The sequence below is a fragment of the Streptomyces sp. NPDC006140 genome, from assembly GCF_040628815.1.
In the GTDB taxonomy this organism is placed as follows: Bacteria; Actinomycetota; Actinomycetes; order Streptomycetales; family Streptomycetaceae; genus Streptomyces.
This window is the reverse complement of record NZ_JBEXTS010000005.1, coordinates 94,400-107,302: the sequence shown is the minus strand read 5'-3', so window position 1 is coordinate 107,302 and position 12,903 is coordinate 94,400. Positions and strand designations below refer to the sequence as shown.

Annotated in this window: 8 protein-coding genes; 6 read left to right on the top strand and 2 right to left on the bottom strand. The window is 73.5% G+C overall.

Annotation, left to right across the window (positions count from 1 at the left end; all coding sequences use genetic code 11):
* Positions 1-2 precede the first annotated feature (2 nt).
* Positions 3-395 carry a hypothetical protein gene (locus ABZ386_RS16115; protein ID WP_355713003.1) on the bottom strand — a complete coding sequence of 131 codons (393 nt, stop codon included), beginning with the start codon at positions 393-395 and terminating at the stop codon, positions 3-5.
* A gap of 897 nt (positions 396-1,292) precedes the next feature.
* Between ABZ386_RS16115 and ABZ386_RS16110 the strand changes: the two genes are divergently transcribed.
* The 6 genes from ABZ386_RS16110 to ABZ386_RS16085 all read left to right on the top strand — a co-directional run bounded on the left by ABZ386_RS16110 (position 1,293) and on the right by ABZ386_RS16085 (position 11,213).
* On the top strand, positions 1,293-2,738 hold the full coding sequence (locus tag ABZ386_RS16110) for a hypothetical protein (RefSeq protein WP_358964930.1): 1,446 nt from the start codon (positions 1,293-1,295) through the stop codon (positions 2,736-2,738).
* A complete protein-coding gene (locus tag ABZ386_RS16105) occupies positions 2,735-4,954 on the top strand; it encodes a class II fructose-bisphosphate aldolase (protein WP_358964929.1) in 2,220 nt (739 codons plus the stop codon). The genes ABZ386_RS16110 and ABZ386_RS16105 overlap by 4 nt, the downstream gene beginning before the upstream one ends.
* Positions 4,951-5,448, top strand: coding sequence for a YbaK/EbsC family protein (locus ABZ386_RS16100; protein ID WP_114254533.1), 498 nt, complete (start codon positions 4,951-4,953; stop codon positions 5,446-5,448). The genes ABZ386_RS16105 and ABZ386_RS16100 overlap by 4 nt, the downstream gene beginning before the upstream one ends.
* 73 nt (positions 5,449-5,521) lie before the next feature.
* Positions 5,522-6,463, top strand: coding sequence for an EamA family transporter (locus ABZ386_RS16095; protein WP_355713081.1), 942 nt, complete (start codon positions 5,522-5,524; stop codon positions 6,461-6,463).
* Between the two features lie 135 nt (positions 6,464-6,598).
* Positions 6,599-7,492: a glycosyltransferase gene (locus tag ABZ386_RS16090; RefSeq protein ID WP_355712992.1), complete on the top strand. Its 894-nt coding sequence runs from the start codon at positions 6,599-6,601 to the stop codon at positions 7,490-7,492.
* A 406-nt stretch (positions 7,493-7,898) separates the two neighbouring features.
* Positions 7,899-11,213 (top strand): BTAD domain-containing putative transcriptional regulator, encoded by a 3,315-nt coding sequence (locus tag ABZ386_RS16085; protein WP_358964928.1) that lies wholly within the window; start codon positions 7,899-7,901, stop codon positions 11,211-11,213.
* On the opposite strand, the gene ABZ386_RS16080 is transcribed toward ABZ386_RS16085, so the two are convergent.
* Complete coding sequence (locus ABZ386_RS16080) at positions 11,214-12,893, bottom strand: bifunctional 3'-5' exonuclease/DNA polymerase (RefSeq protein WP_358840012.1); 1,680 nt, start codon at positions 12,891-12,893, stop codon at positions 11,214-11,216.
* Between the last annotated feature and the right edge of the window lie 10 nt (positions 12,894-12,903).

The following is a 12,903-nucleotide window of genomic DNA, read 5'->3' as shown; positions in this document are numbered from 1 at the left end:
GCTCAGATCCCTTCCCGGACGATCAGCACGGCCGTGCTCCGGCCGGAGTCGTACTGCTTGAGGAACGCCTCCGCGGAGTCCTCGGGGTGCTCGTTGTCCAGCACGGTCCAGGGGATCCCGAACACGTCGAGCAGCCGGGTGAGTTCCCGTCCGATGACGTCGTGCTCCACGGCGTCGTTGCCGTCGTGGCCGCGCCAGCTCACCACGATCGGCAGATGCACGTCGTAGATGAGGTTGAACGAGGTCAGGACGTTGAGCGAGTAGCCGAGGCCGGAGTTCTGCATGAGGACGATGGGCCTGGCTCCCGCCACGGCGAGACCGGAGGCGACGCCCAGGGCGCTGTCCTCACGTGGCGCCGGAATGTACGCGGCCGGACATCCGGGGTCCTCCAGCAACCGGAAGAATCCCTTGAGCAGGGAACACGGTACGCCGGTGAAGTGCGAATGGCCCCGGTTCAAGAAGGCGTTGAGCAAGGTTTCCGCGACGCTGGCCCCGGTTCCTGCTGTCAACGAAGGTGCAGGCAGCACGCATGACCTTTCTTTTGCGAAGCACGGACGTGATCACGCCCGGCGAGGAGCGTCTCCGTGCCCCCCGGCGGTGTGGATGGTGCATGACTCCCAGGCGAATGCGCAATGACCTTCCGGAATACGGACAGGGGAATTTTGTCGAGGTTCTTTATCGGTCGCTTCTGTGAATGGGATGGCCGAATTTCGATGTTTGGCGTGATTGTGGTGCCTGGAGGGCGCAGCTTCCGGTGCGGGTCGGGAGTCGGACGCGGAAGCCGCTTCAAGAGCCCCGCCGACCTGCAGGTTCTCGGTCGCCCCGGGGCCGGCCGAGGGTGCTGTGGAGGTCAGAAACCGGTTGCTCGTGGAGCGAATTCGAGTCAAAGCGGAGGCGGGTTTCCGGGTGCGGTGCCGGGCGCCGAGTGTGTATCGGATTGCGGGATGTGTAGGTGCAATCCGGGCGCTCGGGACGGGCGTCCTGGCCGATCTGTCTGTATCGCGCACCTTCCGCAGGGCGTAGAAAGGCGGGTCGCAGAGTGGCTGGATTGCGGTAGGCCGGGACTATTCCCCGCCGTGTACAGTCGCCGCCATTGACGTGTGGATGCCTCCGGAAGGGGGCCCCGGGGATTCCGGGGCGGAGGCGGCTCGTCGAAGAGCATCGACAGCCGGATCCGGTTTGTTTCGATGCGCCACCCCACACAGCGCCGTGCGCGGGTGTCGTCCCTTCGCCCTTTCCGGCGTCTCTTCTTTTTCTTTTCGGTTCTTTTCGACATGCAACGGGGATGATTCATGCGTGCCGCAGAACAAGACAGTGGTATCGGCTTTGCCGATGACGAAGCACAGGCGGCGGTCGAGGCGGCCGAGGGAATCATCGACGAGGCTTCGGGGAACGACATCGACGGTGTCTTCGGCCAGGCGTGGTCGGACGACCGGGTGGCACACCTGCTGGAGCGGCTCGCCTCGGACTTCGTGCTCGACAACACCTACCGGGAACAGCACCTGAGCCTCACGGCCAGCGAGAACTACCCGAGCAAGCTCGTCCGGATGCTCGGCAGCGGACTGCAGGGCGGCTTCTACGAGTTCGCCCCGCCGTACCCGGCCGAGGCGGGCGAGTGGGCCTTCCCGGACTCCGGCGCGAACGCGTCCCTGGTGGGGAAGCTGACCGGGATCGGCCGGCAGCTCTTCGAGTCGGCCACCTTCGACTGGCGGCCCAACGGCGGCTCGGTCGCCGAGCAGGCCGTACTGCTGGGCACCTGCGGGCGCGGCGACGGCTTCGTGCACTTCGCGCACAAGGACGGCGGGCACTTCGCCCTGGAGTCGCTGGCCGCAGCGGCCGGCGTCAACACGTACCACCTGCCGATGGTCGACCGGACCCTGCTCATCGACGTGGACCGGCTGGCCACGCTGTGCGCCGAGCACCCCGAGATCAAACTCGTCATCCTCGACCAGTCGTTCAAACTGCGCTGGCAGCCGCTCGCCCAGATCAGGGCCGCGCTGCCCGAGGGCGTCTTCCTCGCCTACGACGCCAGCCACGACGGTGCCCTGATCGCGGGCGGGGCGCTGCCGCAGCCGACGCTGCTCGGCGCGGACGCGGTGCACGGCAACACCCACAAGACCATCGCCGGACCGCAGAAGGCGTACATCGCCTTCCGGGACGCGGACCACCCGAAGCTCAGGGCGGTGTCGGACTGGGTCTGCCCGCAGATGCAGAGCAACTCGCACGCCGAGCTGATCGCACCCATGTACGTGGCGCTGTCCGAGATCGCCCTCTACGGCCATGACTACGCGCGTCAGATCCTCGCCAACGCCAAGGCCCTCGCGCACGCCCTGCACGAGGAGGGGGTGCGGGTCTCCGGGGAGTCGTTCGGGTTCACCGAGACCCACCAGGTGCACGTCATCACCGGGTCGGCCGCCGACGCGCTGCGGCTGTCCCTGGGCGACCTGGCGCACGCCGGCATCCGCACGACCAACATCGAGGTGCCCGGGGCCAACGGGCTGCACGGCCTCAGGCTCGGCGTCCAGGCGATGACCAGGCGCGGGCTGCGCGAGGCGGAGATGCGCGAGGTGGCCCGGCTGGTGGCCAAGGTCGTGCTGCGCCGCGCCGAGCCCACGGCGGTCCGCGCCGAGGTCGCCGACCTGCTCCGCCACCACACCCTGGACCGGCTCGCCTACTCCTTCGACGCCTACGTCGACTCCCCGGCCGCGGCCCGCCTCCTGGGCGAGGTGTTCCGATGAGCAGCACGGCGCCTCCGGCGAACACGGCGGGTCCGGTGAGCACGGCGGGTCCGGCGAAGACGGCGCCTCCGGCGAAGACGGCGCCTCCGGCGAGCACGGCGGGTCCGGCGAGCGTCCCGGACACGGTGGGTGCTGCGCGTCCGGCCACGCACGCAGGCGTTCCGGCCGTCGCCGACACGGCCGGTGTCGCCGCTGCGGCGGCCCGCGCGGGTACTGGCGTCGCGGCCGGCACGGCGGTTTCCGCCGCCGTTCTGGCCCCGGTCGACACGGCCGACACGGCCATCGCAGGCACCGCGGCCCCGGACTCCCCGGGGCGTCCGGCGACCAACCGGAGCACCCGGCCCCCGTTGCCGCCCGGCGTGCTGCGCGCTGTCGTAAGGCCGCGCGGCGCCGACGTGCCGCACGCCGTGATCAGCGCGGAGGTCTGGCACACCGAGTGGGCCCGGCCGCTCCTGGAACGGCTCGAACTGCGGACGGTCATCGCCGACGAGCGGCTGTCCTGCGAGCGCGTGCTCGACACGCTCGCCGCCCAGTCCGTGGCGTTCGTCTGCGAGGAACTCCCGGTCAGCGGCCTGGCCGCGATGACCTGGGCGGCTCGCCGCACCGAGGCACTGCGCCGCGACGACCCGCTGCTCGGCGTGGTCTTCATGGTCGAGGACCCCCGGGCCCTGGACCCGCGCGCCCTCGGCCCGCTGGTGCGCACCCTCTCGCCCGGCGACACGGACCTGCCCGACTTCCTCGCCGAAGTGCAGCGCGTCCGGCACGAGTACCACTGGGAACTGCGCAACCGCCGCCCCGCCGCACCACCGGCCCGGGAAGCGGCGGCGCCCCCCGCCCGGTGGACCGGGACCGTGCCGAACTTCAACGTGAAGCACCCCTCCATGCTGCTGCCGTACGCCCTGCTCTCGGCGCGCACACGGCGGGAGGTGTACTGCGAGATCTCGCCGCAGGAAGCCCTGCTGTTCGTCGCCGACAGCGTCGGCCGGGGCCCGGCCGCCGCCGTCGCCGGGGTGTTCAACACGCTCCGGCGGGACGTCGACCGGCTCAACACCGCGCTCGGCTCGCGGCTGCGGCTGCACCTCGACCACGCCGACGACCACGAGGTGGTCCAGGCCGCCTGCGAGGCCGGCTTCGACTCGGTCATGGTCGACGGGTCAGGCCGCACGCTGCACCAGAACGTCCTGTTCACCAACGCCGCCACCGAACTGGCTCGCCGCTACGGCGTCGTCGTCGAGGGCGAGATCGGCTCCATCGACGGGGCCGGGCTGCGCAAGTGGAACAAGACGACCCTGAGCGACTTCACCCGGTTCGTCGAGGACACGGACCTCGACCTGGTGGGCGCCCACGTGGGCCAGTTCCACAGCTTCGACTACGGCTTCGCCGCCACCCGCCGGTCGCTGGCCGAGGTCGGTCTGATGGACGACCGCGCCACCGGCGACGACCTGCACGCCTTCGCCGAGGCCTGCGCGCGCGTCGAGAAGGACCTCACGGACTCCGGGCTGCCCGGCTACTCGGCCGAGCACCGGCTGGTGGCCGCGCTGGCCCGCCGGGCCACGACGGAAGCCACGACGGAAGCCACGGCGGCAGAGACGGCGGAAGCCACGGCGGAAGGGGCCGGTCCGGACGCCGGGCCGCGGCTCGACGCCGTGTTCCGCGAGGCCCGGGCCCGCGTCCCCGTGTTCCAGCGGCCCCTGCTCGACGCCCTGGAGAGGGAGTGGCTGGAGCGCCGGCTGGCCAAGGTCCGGCGCAAGACCGAACTGTGGGACGAGGTCTTCGCCACCGAACCCGCGCGCGAACACCGGTACGCGGCGATCGACCACGGACTCGTCCAGACCCTCACCGGCGTCCTCCGGGGCACCGGCCGCGCCCTGGTCGTGCACGGCGGCAGCTCGATCTCCCGGGTCGACCTCGCGTCCCTGCCGGCGCACGGGGTCGCCCGGGTGAACTTCGGCAGCGGGGTCTACGCCGACTACCTGGAGGCGCTCCGCGCCCATCTCCCCGTCGACCTCACCCCGGGCTCCGATGCGCCTACGGGGGACGGGACTTGGAAGCACGTACGGCGCATGTCGTACCTTGCGGAGGCGACGCGTGACTGGCGGTCCTGGACCGACGCGCCGCCGTCCTTCGTCGACACCTTCGTCAGCCGGCTGGAGCGGTGCTACGCCGCCCCGCTCCGCGGCCGTACGCCCGCCGAGGCCCCAGGAGGCCGCAGTTGAGTCCCTTTGAGCAGATCCTCGACCTTCTCGACCGGGAGAAGGCCACCTACCGCGTGGTCGAGCACCCGGCCGAAGGACGCTCCGAGGAGGTGTCCGCGGTGCGCGGCACGACCGTGTCGCAGGGCGCGAAGGCGCTCGTGTGCCGGGTGAAGGGGATCGAGTCCCCGGCGGTGCTGGCCGTGCTGGCGGGGGACCGGCGCGCGGACCTGAAGAAGGTCGTCGCAGCGGTCGAGGGCAAGAAGGGCGGGTTCGCCCCGTCGGAACTGGCCGAGCAGCTCACCGGCTGCGTGGTCGGCGCCATCCCGCCGCTGTCGCTGTCCGGCACGCTGCCCGTCGTGGTGGACGAGGAGTTCCTCGCGGCCCACGAGGAGATCGCCTTCAACGCGGGGCGGCTGGACCGGTCGGTGGTCATGGCCACGGAGGACTACGTCCGGATCGTGGCGCCCGCGGTGGCGCCCATCGCGGCGCCGGCGGTCCCGGCCGCCGCGGAGTAGCGACCGGCACACAGCGGAGTAGAGACCCACACAAGGGACCGACACGAGTCAAGGGGAGTGCGTCGGCTTGCGCGTGCGCATCGGGGCACAGTTCGTCGCGCTGGCGTGCGCGTGGGGCTCCAGTTTCCTGTTCATCAAGGTCGCGCTGGAGGGGATGACGCCCGCTCAGGTCGTCTGGGGCCGACTGGTGCTGGGCGCGCTGGCGCTCTGCGTGGTCATGGCGGTGACCCGCAGCAGGATCCCCCGGGATCCCGGCCTGTGGCTGCGGCTGTCCGTCGTGTCCATGCTGCTGTGCGTCGTACCGTTCCTGCTCTTCTCCTGGGCCGAGCAGCACATCGACTCCGGCATGGCGAGCATCCTCAACGCCACCACCCCGCTGCTGACCCTCGCGGTCGGCGCGGTCGCCCTGGCGAACGAGCGGCTCGACAAGCGCCGTACGGCGGGACTGCTCGCCGGGTTCGCCGGGGTCCTGGTGCTGATCGGCCCGGCGGGCCTGACCGGTGGCGGCGGGCATCTCCTGGCCGAGCTGGCCTGTCTGGGCGCCACCGCCTGTTACGGCGTCGCCTTCGTCTGCCTGCGCCGGTTCATCACCCCGTACGGGCTGCCCGCGGTCAGCGTCGCCTTCGTGCAGGTCACCATCGGCGCGCTCGTCATGCTGGCCGCCACCCCCTGGCTGGCGGCGCCCGCGCCCCGCGTCGACGCGCCGATCGCGCTGAGCATGCTGGCGCTGGGTGCCCTGAGCACCGGCCTCGCCTATCTGTGGAACAACAACATCGTCCAGGCGTGGGGCGCGGTGAACGCCGCCGCGGTCACCTATCTCACCCCGGTCGTCGGAGTCACGGCGGGTGTGCTCCTGCTGGGGGAGCGGCTGACGTGGAACCAGCCGCTCGGGGCGGTACTGGTCATCGCCGGGATCATGGCGGCCCACGGCACACTGCCCCGCCCGGTCCGACGCCCGGCCACCACCCCGCAGCAGGCGCCCGTCGCCCCCGTGGAGGAACGCGCGGCCCGCTGAGAACCCGGTGCGTGGCGGTTCGCCCGGACGGCGTAGACGCGCCGCGGTCCGACAGGCGTACTTAAAGGGTCCTTATCGTGAACGGATAGCATCGCCCGTCGGCCCGTCAGCTGCCGACCGGGATGAGGTGAGGACATGGGGGCGCCCAGGATCGCCGTCGCCGTGGTCACGATGGGCAACCGGCCCGAGGAGGTCGACGCGCTGCTGGAGTCGGTGGCCAAGCAGGACGTGCCGCCCGAGCGGATCGTGATCGTCGGCAACGGCTGCCCGCTGCCCGAGTTCGCCCGGCGGCTGTCGCTGCCCGGCGAGGTCACCGCCATCGAGCTCGACGAGAACCTCGGCTGCCCCGGCGGGCGGAACGCGGCCCTGGCGCGGCTGCGCGGGTTCGGCGACATCGACGTCGTGGTGGATCTGGACGACGACGGTCTGCTCGTCGACGCCGATGTGCTGCGCCGCGTCCGGGACCTCTACGCCGCCGACGACCGGCTCGGCATCGTCGGCTTCCGCATCGCCGACGAACTGGGCGAGACCCAGCAGCGGCACGTGCCCCGGATCGGAAACTCCGACCCCCAGCGGGGCGGATACGTCACCGGCTTCCTCGGCGGCGGGCACGCGCTGCGGATGGCGATGCTCGACCAGATCGGCGACTGGCCCGCCGAGTTCTTCTTCGCGCACGAGGAGACCGACCTGGCGTGGCGCGCGGCCGACGCGGGCTGGCGCATCCTCTACGCGCCCGAACTGCTCCTCCAGCACCCGAAGACCTCGCCCGCCCGGCACGCCATCTACTACCGCGTGAACGCCCGCAACCGGGTCTGGCTGGCCCGCCGCCGGCTGCCGCTCCCGCTCGTCCCCGTCCATCTGGGCGTCTGGGTGCTGCTGACCCTCGCGCGGAACCGGTCCGGTGCCGGGCTGCGGGCGTGGTTCGGCGGATTCGTGGAAGGCGTACGGGAGTCGGCGGGAGAGCGGCGGCCCATGCGCTGGCGTACGGTGTGGCGGCTCACCCGGCTGGGGCGTCCGCCCGTCATCTGACGCTCGTCATCTGACGCCCGCATCTGACGTCGGCCGGCGGACGTCGCGGGAGTCGAGTGTGAGTGGGCCCCGGCCGATCACCTCCGCCGACCGGGACCCGGACCCGGCCGCGGCGGCGACACTCCCCCGAGTTGCGCGTCCAGACGCGCGCGCCGCCGGGCCAGATCCGATGTAGTGATCAGATCAGGCTTTGCCAACGGATCGCTAACATGTGGCCAACGGTTCTCCGTTGCGTCGTCTGCCGATTGGCGTGAAGTCGCCGAACCAAGGTCCGAGAAGGCCAGGGCAGCGGCGGATCCGGGCGGGGGACGCGGGGACGAAGGTGACGGAAAACCGCTGTCCAGGGACGGAAACCCGTCACGGTGGGAATGTGTCCAGGGCGGCGGCGCGGGAAGGCGGGGGCGCGATGGGGGCGGCATCTCCCTGCTCGGGCAGCGACAGGGGATCCGGCGAGCGGTACGGCCTGCGGTTCGGGCTGCTGGGACCACCGGTGCTGTACGACGACGCCCCGGGCGGGGTGGCCCGGGCCATCGGGAGCCCCAAGACGCGTGTGCTGCTGGCCGCGTTGCTGCTCGACGCCGGACGGGTCGTCTCCGTCGAGTCGCTCAAGGACGCGCTGTGGGGAGGGGCGCCGCCCGTGTCCGCCCAGGCCTCGCTGCACAACCACGTGGCCCGGCTGCGGCGGCTGCTGGGCGACCCCGAGCGGCTGCGGACCGTGCCGTCCGGGTACGTGCTGCGCGTCGACGAGGGCGAGTTGGACGTCCATGTCTTCGACGCCCATGTGGCGGCGGCACGTACCGCGCACGCCGGCCAGGACTGGGGGCGGGTCGTCGCGGAGTGCGGGGCCGCGCTCGCCCTGTGGCGGGGCGCGCCGCTCGCCGGGCTGCCGCCCGAGGTGGGCGGCTACGCCTTCGCGCGGCGGCTGCGCGAGGCACGGCTGCTGCTCCTGGAGTGGCGCTACGACGCCGAGCTGGCGCTGGGCGGGCCCCGGCTGGACGGGCTGGTGCCGGAGCTTGCGGCGCTGACCGGCGAGTACCCCCTGCGGGAGGTGTACCACCGGCAGCTGATGCTCGCCCTGCACCGCACGGGCCGCCAGGCCGAGGCCCTCGCGGTCCACCGCGACCTGCGCACCCGCCTGATCGACGAACTCGGCATCGAACCGGGCCCGGGCATCCGCGAGGCGCACGTGGAGGTACTGCGGGGGGCCAAGGGGCACGGCGGCGGTTCGGGAGGGCCGGGGGAGGGGGAGCGCGGTTCCGGGTCGCCCATCGATCCGGGTGGCCCCGGCGCTCGGCCGTCTGCGGGCGCGGGCCCGAGTTCCTCTGGCCTCCGGCTGTCTGCGGGCGCGGGCCCGAGTTCTCCTGGCGCCCGGCCGTCTGCGGGCGCGGGCCCGGATGCCTCCCATTCCCAGGCGCCTGCGGGCCCGAGCCCAAGCGCCCCCGCCCCCCACTCACCCCCGCCCCCCGGCCCCAAAACCCCCGGCGCCCAAAGGCCCGCACGCACCCCCGCCCCTCCCCCCACCGCCACACCCCTCCCCGCGCAACTCCCCCCACCCCCGGCCCACTTCACCGGGCGTGCCGCCGAGCGTGAGGCCCTGGTCCGGGCGCTCACCGAACCCACTCCGCACCCCACCGCGGTCGTCAGCGGTATGCCAGGTGTCGGCAAGAGCGCCCTCGCGCTGCACGTCGCGCACGCGCTGGCGGAACGTTTCCCCGATGGGCAGCTCTACCTCAACCTGCACGGCGCGACCCCCGGCATGACCCCCCTCACCCCGGGCCAGGCACTCACCGCCCTGCTGCGCGACCTCGGCACCGAACCCGGCCGCATCCCCGAACCCCCGGACGCGGCCGCCGCGTTGCTGCGCTCCCTGCTCGCTCCGACCCGCACGCTCCTGGTGCTGGACGACGCCGCGAGCGCCGCCCAGGTACGGCCGCTGCTGCCGGGCGGCGCCGGCTGCGCGGTGATCGTCACCAGCCGTTCACCGCTGACCGCCCTCGACGGCGTCGCCCGCTTCCCGCTGGCCCCGCTGTCGGACGAGGAGAGCGCCGACCTCCTGCGCGCGGCCTCGGGCCGTGCCGGCCTGGACGGTACGGACGCCGCCCGGCTCCTCGTCGAACTGACCGGCCGCCTGCCCCTGGCCCTGCGCGTCGTCGCCGCCCGGCTGGCTGCCCGGCAGGCCCTCACCCCGGACGTCCTGGCCGGTCAACTGGTCGCCGCGGACGACCGGTTGCGACACCTGGAGTACGACGACCTGAGCGTCCGCCGCTCCTTGGCCGTCGCGCAGGACGCGCTGGCGGCCTCCGAGCGCGAGGTCGACCGGGACGCGGCGCTCACCCTGCGCCGCATCGGCGCGCTCGACCTGCCCACGTACGGCGCCCCCCTGCTCGCCCGCCTCACCGGCACCGGCGAGACGCGCACCGAGGCCGCCCTGGACCGGCTCGTCGACGTGGCCCTGCTGGAGGAGACCGCGTACGGCCGCTACGCCCCCCACGACCTGGTGCGCGACTTCGCCCGCGAGCGGGCGAAGTCGCGGGAGGCGGACACCACCGACACCACCGACAGCACCGACGCCACCGACGTCACCGGCGCCACCGACACCGCCCTGCGCTGGTACGCCGCCGTCGCCGAGCGCGCCCTCGCCGCCATCCTCGGCCCCGGCCCCGACCAGGACGACCGCCGCCGCCCCACCGCCCGTCCCGCCGCCGGCCATCCGGCACACGACGACGACGTCGCCCCCTTCGACACCCCCGAGGCGGCCTTCGCCTGGGGCGACCGGGAGCTGGCGAACATCGTCACCCTGGTCGAGCGGCACGGGGACGACCCGTGCGGCCGGCGCGCGGCCCTGGTCTCCGCGCTGGTCCGGCTGGTCTTCCCCTACGCGCACCGCCGGGGACGCGTCCCCGAGATGGAGGTGCTCGGCCGGGTGGGCCTTCGGGTGGCGCGGCGGCTCGGTGACGCGACGGCGGAGGCGTACGCGCTGGTCGACCTCGCGGGGCTGCACTTCCTGACCGGCCGCCAGACGGAAGCCCTCTCCCTCAACGACCGCGCGCTGGACCTCTGGCGGCGGCTGGAGCACCCCTCCTGGATCCGGCGCTGCCTCAACAACCGCGGCCTGCTGCTGGAGGGGCTCGGCCGGCACGCCGAGGCGGGGGAGGCGCTGACGCGGAGCCTGGAGTACGCGCGGCGGCTGGGCGACCCGTACGGCGAGGCCGTCACCCACAGCCATCTCGGCAACCTCTATGAGCACACCGACCCGCGGGCCGCCATCGAGCAGCACCGGCTCTCGCTCGCGCTCGGGGAGGAGATCGGCGCCGTGATCGTGCGCCACTCGGCGCACTGCAACATCGGCTACGCCCATCTGCGGCTCGGCGAACCGGACGCCGCCCTCCCGCACTTCGAGGAGAGCCTGCGCATCCTCGGCGGTCAGGGCGACTGGCACGGCGAGTCCCAGACCCGGCTCGGTCTGGTCCGCGCCCTGCGGCTGCTGGGCCGCACCGGGCGGGCCGCCCGCGAGTGCGCCGAACTGCTCGGGCGGGCCGAGGCCCGCGCCGACCGCTACACCGCCGGTCTCGCCCGCCACCAGAACGGGCTGCTGCTGCGCGAGCGGGGGCGTCCCGGCGAGGCGCGCGAGGAGTGGGGCAGGGCGCTCGCGGCGCTGGAGGGGACGGACGAGCACGCGGTGGTCGCGGAACTCCGCGCGCTGCTGGCCGCCGGGGCATGACTACTTGGCGTCCGCGTAGCACTCCACGACCGCCGTCGTGAAGGGGAACCGCACCGGCGTCTCCCCGAAGGTCAGTCGCCCGGCCAGGTCCGCCGCCTCGCGGATCGCCGCCACGACCGTCTCCGTCTCCTCCTCGGGGCAGTGCACGATCACCTCGTCGTGCTGGAAGAAGACCAGCTCGGCCGCGAGGTCCGCGCAGGTCCTGCGCAGCGCGGCGAGCAGCAGCAGGGCCCAGTCGGCGGCGCTGCCCTGGACGACGAAGTTCCGGGCGAAGCGGCCCCGGGCGCGGGCGTTGGTGGAGGCGTAGCCGGGCACCCACTGCTGCGGGTCGTCCTCGGCGAGGGGGATGCCCGCCTCCTCCGCGCCCTCGTCGGCCGCCCGGACCGCCGGGGGACACGTGCGGCCCAGCCAGGTCCGCACCAGCCGCCCCTCCTCCCCGGCCCGGGCCGCGTCGTCGACGTACGCCACCGCCCGGGGAAAGCGGCGCCGGAGCGCGGCGAGGTTCTTCAGGCCGTCGCCGGAGGTCTGGCCGTACACCGCGCCGAGCACGGCGAGTTTGGCCTGGTCGCGGTCGCCGGAGAAGGCCCGGTCGGACACCGACTGGTACAGGTCGCTCTCCCGGCCGGCCACCTCCATGAGTCCGGGGTCGCGCGAGATGGCGGCCAGTACGCGCGGTTCCATCTGGTCGGCGTCGGCGACGACGAGCCGCCAGCCGGGGTCGGCGACCACCGCCCGCCGGATCACCTTGGGGATCTGCAGCCCGCCCCCGCCGTTGGTCACCCAGCGCCCGGTCACCGTCCCGCCCGCGAGGAACTCGGGTCTGAACCGGCCGTCGCGCACCCAGTCCTGGAGCCAGGACCAGCCGTGGGCGACCCAGATGCGGTACAGCTTCTTGTACTCGATCAGGGGTTTCACGGCCGGGTGGTCGACGGACTCGATCTCCCAGCGGCGGGTGGAGGTGACCTTGATCCCGGCCTGCGCGAAGGCCTTGATCACGTCGGCGGGCAGGTCGGGGCGGACGCGTCTGCCGAACGCGGCGGAGACCTCGTCGGCCAGTTCGGCCAGGCGGCGGGGCTCGCCGCCGCCCGCGTACCGCTCGCCCAGCAGGTCGTGCAGCACGGCCCGGTGCACCTCGGCGCTCCAGGGCAGCCCGGAGCGGTTCATCTCGGCGGCGACCAGCATGCCCGCGGACTCGGCGGCCGTCAGCAGGCGCATGCGGTCGGGGTGCTCGGCCCGTTCGTGCCGCCGCTGCTGCTCGGCGTAGACCGCGAGGAGGTCCGGCAGGGGCAGCGGGACGCCCTGCGGCTCGAACAGGGAGGACTGGGAGCCCGGTTCGGCGGAGCGCAGCGGCGGATCGGGCGGTACGGGGCCGCCGCGCAGCCGGGCCAGGGCGGCCGCGGCCGAGCGGGGTTCCCCGTACCGCCCCTCGTGGCCGAGGAGGAGTGTCTCGGCGGCCTCGATGTCGTAGCACCGCTCGACTCGCACCCCCGTGGCGAGCAGACGCGGGTAGACCTCGGCGGTGGACCGCCACACCCACCGCGTGACGCCGGGACGGCTCCGCACGGCCTCGGCGGGATCGGCCTCCCGCCGCACCGGCCCGGCGGGCAGCCCGTCCGGGCCGAGGGGGGCGACGTCCACGCCACCGTCCTCGGCCGGAGCGAGTGCCCACCGGTCGGTCATGCCGCGAGTG

Excerpts from the sequence above, each read along its gene's own strand:
- ABZ386_RS16110 (WP_358964930.1), top strand. The coding sequence starts at position 1,293 with ATGCGTGCCGCAGAACAAGACAGTGGTATCGGCTTTGCCGATGACGAA.
- ABZ386_RS16105 (WP_358964929.1), top strand. The coding sequence starts at position 2,735 with ATGAGCAGCACGGCGCCTCCGGCGAACACGGCGGGTCCGGTGAGCACG.
- ABZ386_RS16090 (WP_355712992.1), top strand. The coding sequence starts at position 6,599 with ATGGGGGCGCCCAGGATCGCCGTCGCCGTGGTCACGATGGGCAACCGG.
- ABZ386_RS16085 (WP_358964928.1), top strand. The coding sequence starts at position 7,899 with ATGGGGGCGGCATCTCCCTGCTCGGGCAGCGACAGGGGATCCGGCGAG.
- ABZ386_RS16080 (WP_358840012.1), bottom strand. The coding sequence starts at position 12,893 with ATGACCGACCGGTGGGCACTCGCTCCGGCCGAGGACGGTGGCGTGGAC.